This is a genomic window from Methylotuvimicrobium sp. KM1 (assembly GCF_044788715.1).
Taxonomy (GTDB): Bacteria; Pseudomonadota; Gammaproteobacteria; order Methylococcales; family Methylomonadaceae; genus Methylotuvimicrobium.
Window position 1 is genome coordinate 3,092,591 of sequence record NZ_CP173170.1, and the last position, 19,996, is coordinate 3,112,586.

General features: G+C 49.9%; 18 protein-coding genes and 1 CRISPR repeat array. Of the genes, 5 read left to right on the top strand and 13 right to left on the bottom strand.

Annotated elements, in window-relative coordinates:
- Window positions 1–36: 36 nt before the first annotated feature.
- Window positions 37–372: a c-type cytochrome gene (locus tag ACINK7_RS13295; protein WP_404355828.1), complete on the top strand. Its 336-nt coding sequence runs from the start codon at window positions 37–39 to the stop codon at window positions 370–372.
- 500 nt (window positions 373–872) lie between these two features.
- On the opposite strand, the gene ACINK7_RS13300 is transcribed toward ACINK7_RS13295, so the two are convergent.
- The 13 genes from ACINK7_RS13300 to ACINK7_RS13360 form a co-directional block, all read right to left on the bottom strand.
- Window positions 873–1,475: a hypothetical protein gene (locus ACINK7_RS13300; RefSeq protein WP_404355830.1), complete on the bottom strand. Its 603-nt coding sequence runs from the start codon at window positions 1,473–1,475 to the stop codon at window positions 873–875.
- Between the two features lie 237 nt (window positions 1,476–1,712).
- Window positions 1,713–2,924, bottom strand: a complete 1,212-nt coding sequence (locus ACINK7_RS13305; protein ID WP_014149087.1) for an argininosuccinate synthase — start codon at window positions 2,922–2,924, stop codon at window positions 1,713–1,715.
- Between the two features lie 169 nt (window positions 2,925–3,093).
- Window positions 3,094–3,360, bottom strand: coding sequence for a GIY-YIG nuclease family protein (locus ACINK7_RS13310; RefSeq protein ID WP_404355832.1), 267 nt, complete (start codon window positions 3,358–3,360; stop codon window positions 3,094–3,096).
- Between the two features lie 6 nt (window positions 3,361–3,366).
- Entirely contained in the window at window positions 3,367–3,702 is a 336-nt protein-coding gene (locus ACINK7_RS13315) for an ASCH domain-containing protein (RefSeq protein ID WP_404355834.1), read from the bottom strand.
- A gap of 466 nt (window positions 3,703–4,168) precedes the next feature.
- Complete coding sequence (gene cas2 / locus ACINK7_RS13320) at window positions 4,169–4,477, bottom strand: CRISPR-associated endonuclease Cas2 (RefSeq protein ID WP_404355836.1); 309 nt, start codon at window positions 4,475–4,477, stop codon at window positions 4,169–4,171.
- A complete protein-coding gene (locus ACINK7_RS13325) occupies window positions 4,477–5,223 on the bottom strand; it encodes a CRISPR-associated endonuclease Cas1 (protein WP_404355837.1) in 747 nt (248 codons plus the stop codon). The genes cas2 (ACINK7_RS13320) and ACINK7_RS13325 overlap by 1 nt, the downstream gene beginning before the upstream one ends.
- A 2-nt stretch (window positions 5,224–5,225) precedes the next feature.
- Entirely contained in the window at window positions 5,226–6,179 is a 954-nt protein-coding gene (cas1, locus tag ACINK7_RS13330; protein WP_404355838.1) for a CRISPR-associated endonuclease Cas1, read from the bottom strand.
- A gap of 3 nt (window positions 6,180–6,182) precedes the next feature.
- A complete protein-coding gene (cas2, locus tag ACINK7_RS13335; RefSeq protein WP_017839245.1) occupies window positions 6,183–6,467 on the bottom strand; it encodes a CRISPR-associated endonuclease Cas2 in 285 nt (94 codons plus the stop codon).
- Between the two features lie 675 nt (window positions 6,468–7,142).
- Window positions 7,143–7,532: a hypothetical protein gene (locus ACINK7_RS13340; RefSeq protein WP_404355841.1), complete on the bottom strand. Its 390-nt coding sequence runs from the start codon at window positions 7,530–7,532 to the stop codon at window positions 7,143–7,145.
- Between the two features lie 684 nt (window positions 7,533–8,216).
- Window positions 8,217–9,094: direct repeats of the CRISPR family, unit length 37 nt; unit sequence GTCTTAATCCCTTCTTAATAAGGTCTGGTATTCAAAT.
- Between the two features lie 83 nt (window positions 9,095–9,177).
- A complete protein-coding gene (locus ACINK7_RS13345) occupies window positions 9,178–10,308 on the bottom strand; it encodes a Card1-like endonuclease domain-containing protein (protein WP_404355843.1) in 1,131 nt (376 codons plus the stop codon).
- A gap of 1,106 nt (window positions 10,309–11,414) precedes the next feature.
- On the bottom strand, window positions 11,415–11,870 hold the full coding sequence (locus ACINK7_RS13350; protein WP_404355845.1) for an REP-associated tyrosine transposase: 456 nt from the start codon (window positions 11,868–11,870) through the stop codon (window positions 11,415–11,417).
- 235 nt (window positions 11,871–12,105) lie between these two features.
- Complete coding sequence (locus ACINK7_RS13355; protein WP_404355847.1) at window positions 12,106–13,362, bottom strand: TIGR02710 family CRISPR-associated CARF protein; 1,257 nt, start codon at window positions 13,360–13,362, stop codon at window positions 12,106–12,108.
- Window positions 13,363–13,414: 52 nt separating this feature from the next.
- Window positions 13,415–14,806: an IS4 family transposase gene (locus tag ACINK7_RS13360; protein ID WP_404361454.1), complete on the bottom strand. Its 1,392-nt coding sequence runs from the start codon at window positions 14,804–14,806 to the stop codon at window positions 13,415–13,417.
- 305 nt (window positions 14,807–15,111) lie between these two features.
- On the opposite strand from ACINK7_RS13360, the gene ACINK7_RS13365 reads away from it, so the two are divergent.
- From ACINK7_RS13365 to ACINK7_RS13380, 4 genes are all read left to right on the top strand, one after another.
- Window positions 15,112–16,674 carry a Re/Si-specific NAD(P)(+) transhydrogenase subunit alpha gene (locus ACINK7_RS13365; protein WP_404355849.1) on the top strand — a complete coding sequence of 521 codons (1,563 nt, stop codon included), beginning with the start codon at window positions 15,112–15,114 and terminating at the stop codon, window positions 16,672–16,674.
- Window positions 16,675–16,683: 9 nt separating this feature from the next.
- Window positions 16,684–18,075, top strand: coding sequence for a Re/Si-specific NAD(P)(+) transhydrogenase subunit beta (gene pntB / locus ACINK7_RS13370; protein ID WP_404355851.1), 1,392 nt, complete (start codon window positions 16,684–16,686; stop codon window positions 18,073–18,075).
- A gap of 97 nt (window positions 18,076–18,172) precedes the next feature.
- Window positions 18,173–18,712 carry a hypothetical protein gene (locus tag ACINK7_RS13375; RefSeq protein WP_404355852.1) on the top strand — a complete coding sequence of 180 codons (540 nt, stop codon included), beginning with the start codon at window positions 18,173–18,175 and terminating at the stop codon, window positions 18,710–18,712.
- Between the two features lie 201 nt (window positions 18,713–18,913).
- The gene (locus ACINK7_RS13380) at window positions 18,914–19,978 is read left to right on the top strand and encodes a two-component system response regulator (protein ID WP_404355854.1); all 1,065 of its coding nucleotides are present in this window, start codon (window positions 18,914–18,916) and stop codon (window positions 19,976–19,978) included.
- Window positions 19,979–19,996: the final 18 nt, after the last annotated feature.

Sequence of the window (19,996 nt, forward strand, 5' to 3'; positions counted from 1 at the left end):
TTATGGTTCTTTTTTAATCACCAAGAGAGGTCAACAATGAAAAAATCCTTAATCGCAGCAGCAGGTTTCGCAGCTCTGGCTTTAACCAGTCAAGCATTCGCAGCCAGTGACGTAAAAGTCGGCAAAAAAATCTATGATCGCGCATTCGGTCGCGGCTGCGGTGCTTGCCACGATATTTCATCAAATCCGCAATTACGTGAGCTGATCAAAAGCGGAGCCTTGGACCGTGCAAAATTCGGCACTGTATTGAAAGAAGGCAAAGGCGGCATGCCGAAAGCAGTCGATCAAATCATGAAATTGGGCCCTGTCAAAAAATCAGGCATGAGCGAAGAAGAAGCAATCGATTCTGTATACGAATACCTGAGCAAATAAATAATAACAATCGTCGGTCAAACTTAAACGTTTGACCGATTTGCTTAAAAAAAGCCGCTAAAGGTTATCCGTTAGCGGCTTTTTTTATACATTGGATTCGACACATTGCCCTCGTTCCCATCGCTTCAGCGTGGGAATGCATACCAATCTTGCCTCGGCAGCCAAGGTATGGGTTCCCACGGAGGACCGTCACTGCCATTAAGTTAAGCACTTTTCCGTTCGTCCTGTGCCCTTCGGCTACGCTCAGGAGAGCCTTGTCGAAGGATGAATGGAGAAGTCCGAGTCGATAAGTTAAGCCGTCCATGGTTCGACAGGCTCACCACGAACGACTTAACTTAATGGCATTGACGGAGGACCGTGAGAACCAGGGAGAGAGTATGCCGCTCGTTCCCATGGAGGACCGTGGAAACCAGAAAAGTTGCGCTTTTTTTGGGGGTTAGCTATTGCTTGTTTTATCGATCACTGGGGATGCAGAGCGTAGGAACGATGATACATTAGGATTAATGCTTACCTAAAAAACCGCGACGTTCATTTTGGTGAACCAACCTTCTGCGCGTTCTAAACCAAACGCCTGCAATTGCCGCGAGCATCAGCCCGCAGGAGCCGAGAGTCAAATAGATCAGATTCTTTAATTGCGACATTTCAGCCAACAATTGTTCGTTATTAGCTTCAGAAGGATTGGGTTTAGCCGCATCGGAATAAGAGCGCAGCATCTTGACATCGTTCTTAAGATCCGCAATCGTACCCAAAGAATAATTGACGCTACCTAATTTCACGCTTTGCTCGAGCGTTGTCAATTTACTTTCTATCGAACCGCTAATCAAGCCGATCAGCTGCGCCTTGAGAGTATCGATTTCAGCAGACATGGCAGGATTCTTAGTTTTAAAAGCCTGCTCCATTTGAACGGCCTTTAAATGGTTGATAGTGTCATGAGAAGGCATAAGAAAAAAACCCATCAGAAACACCATAGCTGTTAAAAAAAACACCGCATAGATCAAAACCCGGTTCACCTTCACCAGACTCTGATGCGACGGAATTCTTTCCACAACCATCAAACCACTGTCCCGTCCATTACCAGAGTTCGAATTTAGCTTTTCGCTCATTATTTCTTCCTCTCGATACGGAAATTCCTTAGCTGACAGCTTCCCCACCGAAATTTTTTATTATTGACAAAATTGACCCGCATAAATCGCTTTCATCCGATAACCGCGCAATAATGCCTAACACTCAGCGGTTCGAGATAAAAAATTAACCTGGCAATTATACAAGTTTAAATGAAATTGTCCTTCTTTTTATCGGGATCGCCAGCCAGCCAATCGGCAAGACGATCCCTTATCGGTTTAGCGGCCTTTTTTTGCTGCAATTCGCATTCTCAATGCATTCAATTTAATAAAGCCTTCGGCATCCTTTTGATTATAGGCTCCGGCGTCGTCCTCGAAAGTCGCAATCGACTCGTCAAACAAACTATCGGTATCGGAAGAGCGGCCGGCCACAATGACATTGCCTTTATAGAGCTTGATTCTAACGGTACCGTTAACATTGACCTGCGATGCATCGATCATTTCCTGCAACATTTTCCGCTCAGGACTCCACCAATAACCGTTATAAATCAAACTGGCGTAACGCGGCATCAACTCATCCTTCAAATGCGCGACTTCTCTATCGAGCGTCAAAGACTCGATTGCTCGATGCGCTTTGAGCATGATCGTACCGGCTGGCGTTTCATAACAACCGCGCGATTTCATACCGACATAACGATTCTCGACGATATCGAGCCGACCGACGCCATTGGCGCCTGCGACTTTATTCAATTTCTCCAACACTTCGGCAGGCGAATGAGGCACGCCGTCGATCGCGACGATATCGCCGCCTTGGTAAGTCAATTCGATATAAGTCGGCTCATCGGGCGCCGCTTCCGGCGAAACCGACCAACGCCACATCGACTCCTCGGGTTCCGCCCAAGGATCTTCGAGAATACCGCCTTCATAAGAAATATGCAGTAAATTAGCATCCATCGAATAAGGCGAAGCCTTGCCGCGTTTCATTTCGACCGGAATACCGTGCTGCTCGGCATAGCTGAGCAATTTTTCGCGCGAGGTCAAATCCCACTCGCGCCACGGCGCAATAATATGAATATCGGGACGCAACGCATAAGCGCCCAACTCGAAACGAACCTGATCGTTGCCTTTGCCGGTCGCACCGTGAGAAATCGCCTCGGCGCCGGTTTCATTAGCGATTTCGATCAAACGTTTCGCAATCAACGGGCGGGCAATCGACGTACCCAGCAAATATTCGCCTTCGTAAATCGTATTGGCGCGGAACATCGGAAACACGAAATCGCGCGCGAACTCTTCGCGCAGATCGTCGATATAAATTTCCTTGATGCCCATGGCCTGAGCTTTTGCTCGCGCCGGCTCGACCTCTTCGCCCTGGCCGATATCGGCGGTAAATGTGACCACTTCGCAAGAATACACATCTTGCAACCATTTCAAAATGACCGACGTATCCAAACCGCCGGAATAAGCCAAAACCACTTTATTAATATCGGACATATCGCCTTTAAATACCTTGAGTTAAAAAATGTCGTAAATTATACCGTAAAAAAGCCGTAACAATAGAATCGAATCCTACGTTAACAGCAATTCCCAGTTTGAAAAATTTCGCCGTATTCAGGGTGCGGGGTATGCCTGTTTTATCCTCAAATTGGGAATTGCTGCTGCATTAATGGGTTAACTGATTAACATCCGAACGCAACAAAAGCAGCTTATGCGCGCGGTTCAATCGTTTGATGGCAATCTCGCGCTTCGTTGCGGAACTGCGATCGTGCCCGCCTTCCAAATAAACCAGACGCGAGGCTTGCCGCCCGCGAAAATATTTCGCGCCTAGCCGGCCTTCCGAATGCTCCCGGAAACGCCGGTCAATATCCTTGGTAATGCCGGTATACAGCGATTCGTCGCTACACAGAATCATATACACGAACCACTGCATCGCGGATTAATCGTCCTGCTTAATCTTGAAGCTATGCACCCAAACCAAGTGTTCCGGCTCCCAGGTCATGCCCGGATGCATCGATAGAATCAACGCGCGATAGCTTTCCAAATTCGGATAACCTTCCGCCTTGGCGTGCTCGTCGGTCATATCGCCTAAACGCTCGCGTTGCAAATCGGTTACGACGAAGGCCGTGCCGTCCAACTCAAACACCTCGCCCGGCCAAGCATAAACGCCGTCTCGGCGTTGTTGAGTTTTTACACCGGACTTGGCGGCCTCGATGAGCTTCGGATGACGAATCAAACGATCGATAGAACAGGTTTTCTCAGGGTATTGGGACATAATGACTAATTTCCAAAAACTCGAAAGTATAGCGGACCTGTCGTTATACACAAGCGCAGACGGCTATCCGAGTAAAAACAGTAATCGGGCGATAAATAGCATTAAGCGTTAATACTGTGGGAGCGACGCCTTCGTCGCGATTTCGGAGTCGATGCCGTTAAGCTGTCTTTGTTTTTTTCGAAGCCTGCAATGTTTCACTGTTTTTTTCGGAGCTTGGGCGATGCGACTTCGATTACATGGTTCGTTTTTTGGCATTATCGGCCTCGACAATCGCGATCTGGGGATCGCTCCCACAGTGAGAGTCTCGACCGCCGAAGATCTGGATGCTGTGGGAGCGACGCCTTCGTCGCGATTTCGGAGCCGAAAATGATGGGTAACAAATAAAGGCATCGAGGCCACAGTCGCTAAAGAACAAGCATACCAGGCTAATCAGATTTCGGCTCGAGAAGGATAAACTTCTACCGTATCAACTCAAAATCCTATTCACGCCGCCGGTAAACAACAACACATCTTCCGGAAACAACTGCATGCCCAAGGTTTTGATTTCGCCGTTTTCCGGCAAACGATAACAACGAATATCATCCTCCCGTTCATCGATCAAATGCCCAAGAGCCTGCAACAAGCGCAACAAACGAGGCCGCTTCATCACGACGATAAACACCGAATACTGCACCGGCAGGCCCTGCTTTTTCAACACCCGATGGGTTTTCGACAACCGCTTAGGATCGGCAATATCATAAGCAATCAAATACAAACCCGCTAGACTATCCGCCATTACGAAGCTCCCATCAAAAACCGATGCAACTTATTGACCGTGCCCCGAAACAATATGCCGACCCGGTCGGAACGGTGCTGATACAACTGTGCAATCTCGCGTTCGCCTGGAGCTTCGAACCGACGAGATTTTAAATCCAACAGCGGCAAATAAAAATCCCACAGCAACAAGCGGCTGAAATCGGCGGCTAAATCCAAGCGATTGGCTTGAACGCTTTCATCCTGTAGATCCAATCCCTGCTCCAGCAACAACAATGTCATTTCGCCATACAGCAACGACTCGACCCGATACACTACATTCGGCCAATCGTTCAATAAATTCAAGCGCAAACCGCTTAGCAAATCCGCAACCGGTATCTCCCGCCAATCATGCAATCTTGCGCGCCGGGCAAAACTGCGAGCCGCCATTTTTTGCATGGCCGCCCGCCACGTTTCATAACCTTGCATTCCATCCGGCCTTGACAATAAATCAAGCAAACGCTGCGCAAACAATTGCCTATCGCGGCTGACGCCCAACCAACGCGCCCTGACCTCGCCGGTTTTCGACAAGATCAGAACGACGATACCGGCATCGGCGCAAGCCAACAATGCGCCCATCGTCCAATCGACCGAACCGGAACACACCACCCGCGAAATTCGGGCTAACGGAAATAAGCGGTCGGCCTTGTCCGGTACCGAAATCCAAAGCGCAGGCTCATCCAAAACCACACGGCAACCGGGCTTACCTTCGATATATAAGGGCCGCATTATTAACTCTCCGCTTCCGACCGCAACCTATCGGCCAAGGCATAACCGTAACGGCGCAGCAAACGCCGTGCGCTGCCGACTTGGCTTTCGTAAAAACCGTAAAAACGCTGTCGGCCCTCCTTATTAAGCAAACACCGGCCCTTATCATCGCTAAAATGTTCGGCTCGCAAACGCCGTTCGCGAAACAAATGCCAAACCCATTTATCCATTAAAGGCCGCAACGGCTCCATCAAATCGCAGGCCAAAGAATCCCGGCCGAAACTCACATCGTGATAAAAACCCAGCATCGGATCCAAACCGGTCCAATGACAAGCCCTGACCGCATCGTAATGCAGCAGCGTATAGCCCAACGACAAACAGGCATTGACAGGGTCCGGCGGCGGACGCTTCTTGCGCCCGGCAAAATTGAGCGAGTCGGCGAACAAATGCCGGTAAGCGCCAAAACAAGCCGCCGCCGCACTACCCTCATAACCTCGCAGTTCCGACAATGAAGCGCCAAACGCATCGCCGCGTAACGTGCCGCCGATGCCTTGCAAGGTATTCAGCGCGCCCGTCAAAGGCTTTCTTAAATCGGGACGCGCGGCCAAAGCATCCTGCAACAAACGCTGCTGCCCTCGCAACTTAGCCAAAACCAACCACTTCGCCAGCGGACGCCGTGTCTCATCGCTCAAACTCATCCGGTACTGCCCTAACCTTCTAAGCGCATCGCCATGCGGCTTACCCGAAAGCATCGCGGTCGCTTCGGTGGATCGCCCAGACAACACCAGAAAACCGATGTTGCGCTGCGTCAACGCGCCCAACACCCGGCTTTCCAATTGAATATTGCCTCTCACAATAACGCGATCCAAAAGATGCAACGGAACCGTCCCTTTCTTTTGACCGGACTCATAAAGCGCCAAAGCCTGACCGTCGAGCTTGACCGCCAATTCCTTTCTATCCAAATATAAACTGCTCATCGTTCACCCCACATAAAAAAACGAACCGTCCTGAGGCAACACCGCCTTGCCGAGCGTACGAATCGACTTCGGCCCAACCAACTTCAGCAAAATAAACCGGTCTTCCACAGGATCGATAACCCCGGCGACTTCATCCAACAGCGCGCGCTTTTCCGCCGGCGTCAAAAAACATTCGAACACCGATTTCTGTCCGCCCGAAGCATAAGCGCGCAGCACATACAAAGCCTTACGCAAACGCTTGTTGCAGGAAATGTCGTAAGCCGCGAGATAAAGTTGCCGTTTTGTCATGGTTAAACAGCATAACGGTTAATTGCGGATCGAAAGGGGTTGGCAAGCTTGCCGGGTTGGGGGTGAGTGGTGAATAGTGAATAGATTTGCAAGGGGTGAAGCGAGTTCCGGCACTAAAACGCCTTGGTATGGAACGCGTTATTATAAATTTACCAATAGTCGAAAAGCTTAGACTCTTTGTGGGAGCGACGCCTTCGTCGTCCCTCACCTAACGCTAGGTGAGGGAAAGCCCTTGCCGCCAAACGATCGTTGTCTTTTTCGACGCTTTGAATGGTGAAAGATGAAAGGATTTGCAGGATCGAAATGAGTTCCCATGCCGAATTCGTTTCTCGATTATCGTTCCAATGCTCTGCGTTGGAATGCAGCCCGCAACGCTCCAGCGTTGCGAGTCCGATTCTAGCGGACCACGGCCCCACGCGCCGCAGCACGTCTTGATGCGCTTATCGCACAAAGCACGGAAACCATAAATAAGTAACCCCCCTCAAAGATTTTAGAACAATAAGCCTGGGAGCGCGGGCGTCCTGCCCGCACTGAATACGGCCAGGATGGTCGCATTCCTAGGAAAATGTTCAAGGGGTATAGATAATTACATAAACAGGGGAGCCACTTACGCTCCGCCGTTTCGTCAACGATACGGAGCGCAGGGTTAAAAGAAGGTAAAGCAACAGAATAAAATCAATCGACGACCACAGTAGGCGGCACATTGACTTCCGGCTTCAATTCGGCAGCCTCATAACTATAGATAGCCGGATTGTACGCTTTATTCACATATTCGATACTCAACGGAATCTCGGTTTCTTCACCCACATGCGCATAACTGTGTATGGCTTGCCCATAGGCTCTATTGACATAGATCAGGGTCGGTTTCAGAGATATTGTGCCGGCTTGTTTGCTCAAGTAACTGAATATATTGTGATTGATCGATTTGGATTGGTAAATGAATTGAGGTTGATTTTCCGTTTCAGCATTCATTCTCGCTTCCGCGCTCAATGGAACCATGCCAATCAATGCTGCGGCCAATGCTATCGATACAGTGTTTTGGATTCTTCCTGTTTTTATTTTCATTGTTGTGATCCTCATTTTTCGTTAAGGGCACTTGTAAGACTTAAATCTTGCGGCTGAGGTTCCAATGAAAATTCAACGCTGTCCCTATTCCGTTAAACCGGATTCGCAACGCAGGAGCGTTGCGGGATGCAATCCCACGCAGAGCGCCACTGCCATTAAGTTAAGGGAAACCCGTCATTCCGCCATGGATTGGCGGAATCCAGTGCCATGGATGGCAAGCTTTTGAAGCACATTCGAGCCTGAATGACAGCATTATTTATTTTGTGGCGGCTTAACTTAATGGCATTGACGCAGAGCGCTCATCGTTATACACATCTTTACGTATGCCACGTCATTCCGGCAGGGATTGCCGGAATCCAGACTACATGGATGTATATGGCTTGCCATCCTTGGCACTGGATACCCGCTTCCCGGCGGGTATGACGGTACTTATGTATAACGATAAGCGCAGAGCGTGGGAATGCTAATTGCCGGGGGACTGAATACTTAACAATTAGTGGGTCTCCCATTTTAAACGGGACAAATTGACTTTTCGTTAAACGGATCAATCGGGCTGCTGGCTGAGCGGAGTCGAAGCCAATCGCTTTGTTCGCTTCGACTCCGCTCAGCGAACAAAGCTTAAACCATCCCGGCTTAAGTGGGTAGCCTAATAAGTGCGTATGAGATGTTCATGATCGACGAGACATCTTAATCCCTTCTTAATAAGGTCTGGTATTCAAATAAAATGAATATCTTAGCTCAAAAAGAAACCCTTGTCTTAATCCCTTCTTAATAAGGTCTGGTATTCAAATCAAGGGGAGTTAATAAAATGAGCCAATTAAGCAGTCTTAATCCCTTCTTAATAAGGTCTGGTATTCAAATGCATATATGTATGAAAGTGAAACAACCATTCAGTCTTAATCCCTTCTTAATAAGGTCTGGTATTCAAATACACAAAAAAATGCCGCGGTAAACGATTTCATGAGTCTTAATCCCTTCTTAATAAGGTCTGGTATTCAAATAAGAATATGAGAATAACCCTAATTTAGATTATGAGTCTTAATCCCTTCTTAATAAGGTCTGGTATTCAAATGTAGCAAAGGAAGCCAAGTATAAAGAATTATTTGGTCTTAATCCCTTCTTAATAAGGTCTGGTATTCAAATCGGCAAGTCGGACAATGTAACCGGCATTGCCGTCTTAATCCCTTCTTAATAAGGTCTGGTATTCAAATTGTGCCGTGCCGCTCGATTCAGCGCGGACCGCGTCTTAATCCCTTCTTAATAAGGTCTGGTATTCAAATGATTGAGGGAGGCAAATAGAGCTAATCCGTTTGTCTTAATCCCTTCTTAATAAGGTCTGGTATTCAAATATGACTATGGTTACATTACCCATGAAAACGCGTCTTAATCCCTTCTTAATAAGGTCTGGTATTCAAATAGACCTGGCAACAACACTATGGCAATGCGAAGTTAGTCTTAATCCCTTCTTAATAAGGTCTGGTATTCAAATATGATTGCATTGCCTATATGTAGAACGTTTAACCTTGTCTTAATCCCTTCTTAATAAGGTCTGGTATTCAAATAGCTCGTCGTTTTTCTCCTTTTATTATCAATGGGTTGAAAAGGGGGTTACCGGGGTTTTCGGTTTTTGAAAAGTTAATTGCTTTCATCTAATCCATTCCGTCAACCGTTGTGATAATTGCGCCAAATTTCGATGCGCGCAGATGGATATGCCGAGATCGTGCGCTCTTTGTAGATCGTATTTGTTCGGCGAGTTGTAGCTTACCAGCATTGCGCGGGCTTGTAACCCTCCCAATAGATCCTTGAGACTATCGAGTTTGTACAATGCCTGGGTATTTTTGTTGTTGGCCGGGCTTTTGTCGTGATGGGTTTTGCATTCTATGATGTATAGCCGGTTGTCCTTGAGCAGCGCAATATCCATTTCATTTCTGATTGGCGGGTTCCGGTGGTTGCGTTCGACCTCAATGCTTCGGCCGACGTCTTGCAATACTAGAGATTTTTTCAGATTCAGGCAGACACCCCAAACGTGTTGCTCCAGCCAGCCGCCATTGATGTAAAAGCGTGCGTCCTCGCTGGAAAAGGTTAGCCGGTCGCCTTTTAATTCGAGTAATCTAAGTTCTTGGAATAGCTCGATCAGCTTTTCGAATTGACGGTAGTGTCGATGCTTCGGCTCCAGTGCGGCGGTCAGTGCGGATTTGGCTTTTGCCGCATAGGCATTGAGCACCCGCAACGGTTCGGTGTAAGTTTCCGCGTTTAGGATCAGAGTTTGCGTCAATTCTCGGTAACGTTGCGGCACGCCGTACTTATCGCCTTGGGCGGTCACTTCGGCACCGAAGGCTTTTAGAAATTCCGGTAGTTTGAGACGGTCGGCCAGATCGCCGCCAGGTTGGTCCGCCGGATGCATCCAGATTATCCGGTCGTGTTCCGGATGTACGTAGAATATCGGTTTGTCGAACGTGCGAAACACTTCGTAGGCGGCGATGCTCATCGGCTTGGTGCCGCCGGTGGCGTTGAGCGCGATGTTTTCCGGGTAAACATCGAGCAATTCGATCACTTGATCGCGGATGTGTTCGATATCCCAGGCGTTGTCGATCGACCAACGGTTGATATGACTGACTCTGCTCCGGATTACCGATTCCAACCAATCGGCGCGTTGCCGCATATCGGCGCTGACTAGCATGACGACTTTCTTCGGACGGTATTGTTCATCGAGTATCGGCGTGATGTTGGGCACGGCTTGCGCCGATATTAGGATCAGATGGGTGTCGATGTTCATGGTGTTTTCTTATGCGCTGCTTATTTTTGCTATTTCAAAAGGGGCTGCCGAACTCCGGTTTGTTTTGATAACCGGAGTTTTTATGCAAACTTAGACTTTGGGCGTCGATATTGTCTGTTGGTTATCCAAGGCTTCCGGGCCTCGACGATCGCGATCTGAGGATCGCTCCCACAGGGTGCTGTGGATGTTCCAAGCAGCCCGCAGTGGGAGCGACGCCTTCGTCGTCCCTCACCTAACGCTAGGTGAGGGAGAGTCGATGCCGTTAAGCTGTCTTTGTCGTATTCGAAGCCTGCAATGTTTCGCCGCCTTTTTCCGGAGCTTGGACATTTTGACTTCGATTCCGTTGTTCGTTTGTTTAGCATTACGACTTCGACGATCGCGATCTGGGGATCGCTCCCACAGGGTGCTGCGGGTGTTCCAAGTCCCGCTGTGGGAGCGACGCCTTCGTCGTCCCTCACCTAACGCTAGGCGAGGGAGAGTCGATGCCGTTAAGCAGTCTTTGCCGTATTCGAAGCCTGCAATGTTTCGCCGCCTTTTTCCGGAGCTTGGACATTTTGACTTCGATTCCGTTGTTCGTTTGTTTAGCATTACGGCCTCGACGATCGCGATCTGAGGATCACTCCCACAGGGTGCTGCGGGTGTTCCAAGCCCCGCTGTGGGAGCGACGCCTTCGTCGTCCCTCACCTAACGCTAGGCGAGGGAGAGTCGATGCCGTTAAGCAGTCTTTGCCGTATTCGAAGCCTGCAATGTTTCGCCGCCTTTTTCCGGAGCTTGGACATTTTGACTTCGATTCCGTTGTTCGTTTGTTTAGCATTACGACTTCGACGATCGCGATCTGGGGATCGCTCCCACAGGGTGCTGCGGGTGTTCCAAGTCCCGCTGTGGGAGCGACGCCTTCGTCGCGATTTCGGAGTCGATGCCGTTAAGCTGTCTTTGTCGTATTCGAAGCCTGCAATGTTTCGCCGCCTTTTTCCGGAGCTTGGACATTTTGACTTCGATTCCGTTGTTCGTTTGTTTAGCATTACGACTTCGACGATCGCGTCTGGGGGTCGCTCCCACAGCATTAGAACTCTCTTTTTCGCGCTTGAATGTAAACTTTATTCTCGCTATAGCCAAATCGCATCCCAATGCGGGTATTCGCCGATCTTCTTGACCAATCCGGCGCGTAACGGATTGGCTACGATATATCTGGCTATGGCTTGCAAGTCCTCTTCTTTTCGCACCGCTCGATCGTGATAACCTTCCTGCCAAATGGGTCGGCCGACTTTTTTGGCCGATAAGCCTTTTACACTTTGCAATACCTTCGAAAGACTCATTTGACCGGTCAATTGCAACAACCAGTGTAAATGATCGGGCATGACCACGAATGCGAGGGTATTAGCCCGTCCCAAAGCTTGCTCATTCCTCATGATATTAATAAGCCCTCTTGCCGCGTTAAAATCTTTGAAAACCGGAATGCTATTTTCAATATTGATGGTAACCGAATAAATTTGATTGGGCGCGGAAAAGCGGCCTTTCCGCAGGTCTTTACTGTGCGGTTTTGCGTTTTTTTGTGCTTTCAATGTTACCCCCCGAATCGCCACTATCGGCTCAGCTTTTATTGTGGGAGCGACGCCTTCGTCGCGATGTCGAGGCCACCGATACTCAGCAGCCACCGACTTTGATCTAAACCTTGGCGCATTGATTTCGATACCATCAATAAGTCACTCGACTCCCTCGACCTCGATTATCGCGATCTGGGGATCGCTCCCACAGGGAGAATTCTCTAATCAAGCCTTCAATTATTCAATCTACAAGTCATAACTTTGCGGCAGTTGCGGTGGCATGTCTTTTATCCCGACTCGACGTCTTTCTGCCAATAGCATCGGCAGGAAGCACGTTTCCGCCAGTTGCAAGCCAATGCGACTGTTGAACGGGTTCAAAGCCGTGCGCCAAGATCGATTGATTGCGGCTTTTGATTTGATTGAGCAGATTTTTTTCTTCAGCTTGGATAAATTCGGCAGCCGCACCTTGGGTTTTAACTTTAACCAACTGCCAAGCCTGAAACAGACCTGCTTGGTAGATTCCTTCTCTATTAGGCGTTAGCTCCAAACCGGCGGAAATTTCGGCTTTCGCTATGTTGGCCGTATCGATGCCGCAGTGCAATTTCAACAGCCATTGCGCGGTCCATTCGATCAGGCGATAAACCCGCGCAACGGCATCGTCGTAGCGGCCTTGCGCGGCGCGGCGCCGGGCATTGAGATACAAGTCGAACAGTTGCGCCGGCTCGCGTTTTTCCGGGCGTTGATCGCGCAAGCGCATGGCAATCGGCAGATAAGCTCTAAGTTCGTTCGGCAATCCGGGCGCGTAGTTTTGCAGCAGATCGAGCGCCGTTTGATGGTTGAAGTTGTCCCATTCGGCAAAGGCGCGGCTCAAGTCGCGAAAACGCGTGAAGCGACTGCGTAACAGCGCATGTCCCGGTGCCTTGATGTCCTTTAGCCCGGCCTCCGCTTCGCTGTAGGCGAATCGTTTCCAAGCCTGGCGATAGGGCGCGATTTGCCGTTCGAAACGGATTTGTTCGATATTAGCCAAGGCCGCGTATTGCGAGCCGTCATTTACCTTGATCAAATCGGCTCGGCTGCCGGTCACCAGTTGCAATTGAATATCTTGCCGTTCCATCGCCGCCATGACCAATCCGGCGCTCATCGATTTGGTGCCGCCGGTGTAATCGGCCATGATCTCCGCATTCGGAAAACGTTGCACTAACTCATCCAGGGCTTGATTGCAATCGGCGTAGATTCGGTCGAGGTCGTCGGACAAAGTCAAACACACCTCGTATTGTTCCGGCGTCAATCCGGTTTGCGCCGGGATATTGGGCAGGCTGGGTTTGTCGTCCTTGGGCTCGGCTTTGATGCAATTGCCGCTACCGGTAATTTGTACGACGGAACCGGGCCGCCCGGTCGCGGGGTCTTTGTCGGTGCAGACAAACAAAACGAAGTCGGGGCGCAGGTCGTTGATAGCGGTTACGATCGGCTGATGACTGCCGCCGACGGTGCAGATTAAGATTTGGGTCATGGTTTGATTATTTTTAGTTGTAGATCATCGTTCCCACGCTCTGCGCTCATCGTTATACACATCTCTTTGAGAGAGCCTCCTGAGCTTCCAGTGCGATGGCAAAGTCATGTAAACGTTGTAAGCCGATCCACATGACTTTAGGTCCAGGAGGCCCATCGTGCTTACGCCCGAGATAACCGCCTAGACTGGCTACCCAAGCCACCATTTCACCTAATGTCGGTGGTTTTGACGGTGGCGAGCTCCGTTTGACAACAATATAGGCGGTACGCCATTCCTGCTCATCAAAAAGGATGTCACACGCCATGTCAGGGCAAGCTCGACCCAACATCAAAGTAAACAGAACTCGCCAGGCAATGATCATATAGAGCGCCAGACAAGGTAGTAAGCGTTCTTCGGTTTCTAAATGCAATTGTTTGATCTGACAGCCACTTTTTAACACATGGAAGTAGATTTCAATGCACCAGCGAACACCATACCACTCGATAACGGTTGCCGCTTGTTCAAAACCATCGACCGGCAAGCTCGTCAGGAGTAACCATTCGAGTGCTGCTACTCCGATAGGCGGATTTTCTTCACGCGCCAACACCGCATGGATCGTCACTTCAGGTAACCGGTAGCCCACCCGTGCCGGCGGCTTAAGTTTTACAGACGCGGCCCGTACGGTGACGTCGGCCATTCGTCCGGCGCGTCCGATTCGTGGCTTGACCTCGATTTTCAAACGACCTAAAGCCGGTGACCGCTCCAATTCATCCCTCAGTAATTTTGTCCCACTCTCGTTCGGTTGCAAGCGGCGGTTTTGTGTTGCGCGTACGATCCAGTCGGATCGCACATCAGCAGCATAATCATCGTATTCAGCAAACCACTCATAAATATCTCCTTCCCGATCAGCGAGATTGACCAATAAGGTGTCGGGCATTTGAGCTTGGAGCGCACAGCTATCTTGGTAACTCGCTATCCAATGTCCGCTTTCTTTTTCATCCACGCCTTTATGCCGTCTCTCGCTCCGTGGGCTGGGGTTATCCCGTTTCCAGTAAGCCGCTTTGACGACCCCTAAGCAGATTCGTGAGGGCGTAAAAGCAATAGTCGGATGTAAACACCGTTCTATCTTTTTCGTGTTTTTCAACGTGCCAAGCCCCTTAGGGCCTAAGCAAATATGTTCATCATCCTCTGTGGTATCTTGTGCCAACAGTACCACCGGACTGGCTTTCATGCGTTCAATAGTGGCATCCCGGTGAGGGGCCAAAATCGATTCGAAGTCGGTCTTTTCGTTATCGAAAAAACGGTAGGCCGCCAGGGTTTCCGCCCATCCTCCACACGCCGATGGAATGCTCAATTGCGGATGTACACCCAATTGTTCCAGTATTATCCCTAGTCGATGGTTTAACCGGCTATCACCTAAGTCTGCTGTTTTGACTTCATCATAGACCCAACTGTTCATCGCTATTCTCCAAAGTCGTTCTTTACCCTAAAGTATATGTATAACGATGAGTGCGCTGCGTGGGAGCTATAGGGGAATTTGAATAATTACCTCGATTAGGCTATATCGCAGTTATTATCGATAGCTATTGAAATGCACTGGCGAATTGCCTATGCTCCGCAAGCGGAGTTTAATTAACTTCGTATTTCATAACGCTCGACTCGATTCACGGCACATCAACAACGATATTGCCCTATAAGCCCACAGGTCTAATCGGTCAGTAGCCCTCATACCGGGACGATGTGCTTAAACAAAAACAAAAAGGAAGCACTATGAAAATTGGTATCCCTAAAGAAGTACACGAAGGTGAAAAGCGCGTCGCGACGACGCCAGAGGCCGCCGAAAAAATCATCAAGCTCGGTTTTTCGGTCGCGGTCGAATCCGGCGCGGGTCTCGGCGCCGATATTTCGGATGAAGCCTATCGAAAAGCCGGCGTTGAAATTATCGATAGCCCCGAAAAAATTTGGCAGGACTGCGACCTGGTCATGAAAGTGCGTCCGCCTCAGAAACATCCCAAGCTCAAAAAAGACGAAGCCGAATTGATCAAGGACGGCGGACATTTAATTAGCTTCATATGGCCCGCACAGAATGAAAAATTAATGCAGAAGCTGGCCGCGAAAAACGCCACGGTACTGGCAATGGACAGCATCCCCAGAATTTCCCGCGCGCAAAAAATGGATGCACTCAGTTCGATGGCCAACATTGCCGGCTATCGCGCCGTCATCGAAGCGGCTCAGCATTTTGGCCGCTTTTTTACCGGTCAGATCACCGCGGCCGGTAAGATTCCGCCAGCAAAAGTCTTGGTCATCGGCGCGGGGGTTGCAGGGCTGGCCGCGATCGGCGCTGCAAAATCGCTCGGCGCGATCGTCCGGGCCTTCGATACCCGCCCCGAAGTCAAAGAGCAAATCGAAAGTATGGATGCCGAATTCTTGATGCTGGATTTCGAGGAAGAAGGCTCCGGCACCGGCGGATATGCCAAAACCATGTCCAAGGAGTTCATTGAAGCCGAAATGGCCTTGTTCGCGCAGCAAGCCAAGGATGTCGACATCATCATCACGACCGCTTTGATTCCCGGAAAACCGGCACCGAAGTTGATCACCAAGGCAATGGTCGAGTCGATGAAGTCCGGCAGCATCGTCGTCGATCTAGCCTCCGAGCAAGGCGGTAACTGCGAACTCACGCAAAAAGACAAGGTCGTTGTCGAACACGACGTCACGATCATCGGCTACAGCAATCTGCCCAGCCGTTTAGCCAATCAATCCAGCCAACTCTATGCCACCAATTTAAGACATTTATTGACCGATCTTTGCCCCGAGAAAAACGGACAGCTCAATATCGACATGGAAGATGAAGCGATACGCGGCGCCACGGTCGTCAAGGAAGGTAAAATCACTTGGCCGCCGCCTCCGCCGACATTGTCTGTCGCGCCGAAAACAACGGACGATACTAAAGTCCCGGCCGTCATCGAAAAACCTTCAGGATTGCCGATACCGCAACCGCTCAAGCAACTGCTACCGCTGATTCTCGGCGGCCTGGCACTATTCAGTGTCGGATCGGTCGCACCGGAATCGTTCATGTCGCATTTCACTGTATTCGTGTTGGCCTGCTTCATCGGTTATCAAGTGATCTGGAACGTCACGCCTTCGCTGCATACGCCGTTGATGAGCGTTACCAATGCGATTAGCGGCATCATCGTGATCGGCGCGCTGATTCAAGTCTCGGCGCCAGGCTTTTTGATGACGTTATTGGCCGGTCTCGCCGTGCTGGTCGCGTCGATCAATATCGTCGGTGGCTTTGTCGTAACGCGCCGTATGTTAGAAATGTTCAGGAAATAGGAAGGTCCCATGTCTCAAAGTCTAGTTTCAATGTCCTACATCGCGGCGGCCGTTTTGTTCATCTTGAGCCTGAGCGGACTCAGCAACCAAGAAACCGCCCGTCGCGGCAATTATTACGGCATGGCCGGCATGACCATCGCGATCTTGGCCACTGTACTGAGCGATTCGGTCACGGCTTATGTCACACTGATCATTGCCTTGCTAATCGGCGGCACCATAGGCGTCAAAGCCGCTCTGAAAGTCGAAATGACGCAAATGCCCGAATTGGTTGCGATCATGCACAGCCTGGTCGGTCTAGCGGCGGTGCTGGTCGGCTACGCGAATTTTATCGAGGAAGGCACATCCCTTTTCGGCGTCGAAAAAACGATACATGAAATCGAGATTTATGTCGGCGTGCTGATCGGCGCGATTACGTTTTCCGGTTCGGTGATCGCATTCGGAAAACTCAGCGGCCGTATCGACGGCAAACCGCTTATATTGCCCGCCCGGCACTGGCTTAATCTTAGTCTGTTGATCTTGGCGATTTTGCTCGGCAAATGGTTTCTCGCGCAAGCCGAAACCGGCGGCGGCATGTTTCCGTTATTGTTGATGACACTTATCGCGCTGGCCTTCGGTGTACACATGGTCATGGCGATCGGCGGCGCAGATATGCCGGTCGTAGTGTCAATGCTGAATAGTTATTCTGGATGGGCCGCGGCTGCGACCGGCTTTATGCTTAGTAACGATTTATTGATCGTTACCGGCGCGTTGGTCGGCAGCAGCGGCGCAATCTTGAGCTATATCATGTGCCGCGCGATGAACCGGCATTTTCTTAGCGTGATTGCAGGCGGTTTCGGTACCGGAAGCAGCGGCGCGGCGGCCGAAGTCGTCGGCGACGTTAATCCGATTACGCCGGAGGAAACCGCGCAATTGTTAATGTCGGCGGGACATATCGTGATCGTTCCGGGTTACGGCATGGCCGTCGCTCAGGCGCAGCATACCGTGTTTGAAATCACCAAATTGCTCCGCCACAAAGGCAAGAATGTGCGCTTCGGTATTCACCCTGTCGCGGGACGCATGCCCGGTCACATGAATGTACTGCTGGCCGAAGCTAAAGTGCCTTACGACATCGTCTTTGAAATGGAAGAAATCAACGAAGACTTCCCCCATATCGATGTCACACTGGTGATCGGCGCAAACGATATCGTCAATCCGTCGGCGCTCGACGACCCGAACAGTCCGATCGCCGGCATGCCGGTGCTCGAAGTCTGGAAGGGACAAACGACGATCGCGATGAAACGCAGCATGGCTTCGGGATACGCCGGCGTCGGCAATCCGTTGTTCGTGATGGAAAACACCCGCATGCTGTTCGGCGATGCGAACGATACGCTGCAGGCGGTCTTGAAAGCGTTGAGCGATTGAAAATGAGTTGTTAGCTCCCCGCCCCGGACGGAGTTTTCCTCCGTCCGGCTTTGACCGAATACGGCATGATTTACCGCATCCATTGTCTAGGAGATGCATGATGTCCAATAAAATTGCTTTGTCGCTCCGGTTCTTCTTCTTTTTCGTTTCAATCGCGATCGTTATCGCATCGAAGAGCGCATCTGCCAATCTTTTCACTTCCACCGATTCGTTGAGCCTACTGGAAAACGCATGTTCAACCGAGGTCGGTTCTTACCAACAACTCAGCGATTTAACACAACAGATTGCCGCTTCCGAGAATTTAGAGACAGCTAGAGCTCTCGCACTTACCCCAACCGATGAAGCTATCGATGCCTTGAAAAACGCGCGTACGATCATGCCGTTCAGCGATGAGCTGCAAATGGCCGAAAACCGGTTGAGCGATGCCCGCAACCGCATCTTATTGGCCTCCTCGCAGAAGCAAGTTGCCGACGAATTCTCCGGCATAATGCTCGCGTCACTCGACGATGACCAAGCCGCTCGTGTCGACCTCGGCAAAGTCAGTTGCAATTATTCGACCGGCGAAGTTATTGCGATTGTGATCGGCTTGATTTTAGGAATAATCCCCGGACTGATCTTACTCATCGTGCTATGTTGACACCGAGGTTTCGGGATCGACGAAATAGAATTGAGCGCTAATTCACATTTATCGTAAATCACCACACGGCTTGTTTGTTAGAATAGTGCACTATAAATTAAAACTTCTTGCAAAATAGACAAACGGCCTCCCCTGCTTGCATTAGGATTATTTGCATGACTCGACGCCCCCTTAACAAATTAAGGCTCAAGGTAATTTATCATGGACGTGAAGAACGTAGATATATTGATTATTGACGATACCCCCGCCAACCTCCACTTATTAGCTAGTATTCTTAAGGAAGAAGGCTATAAAGTCAGACCCGCCGCGAATGGTGAAATGGCTTTAGCAGCCATTGCTAGTAGGCCCCCCGACTTGATCCTTTTGGACATTAAAATGCCCGGCATGAACGGTTTTGAGGTTTGCGCACGCTTAAAGTCCGACCCGTCCACTCGTAATATTCCGGTACTATTCATCAGCGCTCTAACCGACGTTAACGACAAACTTAAAGCCTTCAGTGTCGGCGGACTGGACTATATTAGCAAGCCCTTCCAATTCGAAGAAGTCAAAGCGCGCGTTTCCACGCATTTGCAATTGAAAGAACTACAAAATCAAATGGAACGAAAGATCGAGGATGGCGTACGAAGGATTCAACAGCTCAACCAGGAAATTATCGACACGCAACGCGAAGTCATTTTAACGTTAGGCGAAATTTGCGAAACGCGTTCTCACGAAACGGGCCTACATGTCAGGCGCGTGGCCGAATTTAGCTATTTGCTCGCGCAACTGTACAGATGCGAAGAAGCGAAATTGATCAAACACGCATCGCCGATGCATGACATCGGCAAGGTAGCGATTCCGGATCATATTCTGAACAAACCCGGAAAACTGACTGCGGAAGAATGGGAAATCATGAAAACCCACAGTGAATTGGGCTTTCAAATGTTATCGGTTTCTAATCGACCGCTATTGCGCATGGCGGCAATCATCGCGCAACAACATCACGAAAAATGGGATGGTAGTGGCTACCCCCTTGGCTTACAAGGCGAAAACATTCATATTGCAGGCCGCATCACCGCGATCGCCGATGTCTTGGACGCCCTTGGCCACGAACGCTGCTATAAACCGGCATGGGCGATAGAAGACATACTGGATTTTTTTAATCAACAAAGAGGCACACACTTCGATCCGGTACTCATCGATTTGTTTATGGAAAATCTCGATCAATTCTTGGCTAAAATAGAATACTTTAAACAATTAGACCGATTCGACGCGGCAATCGATTGAAGTCGATCATACCTGTTT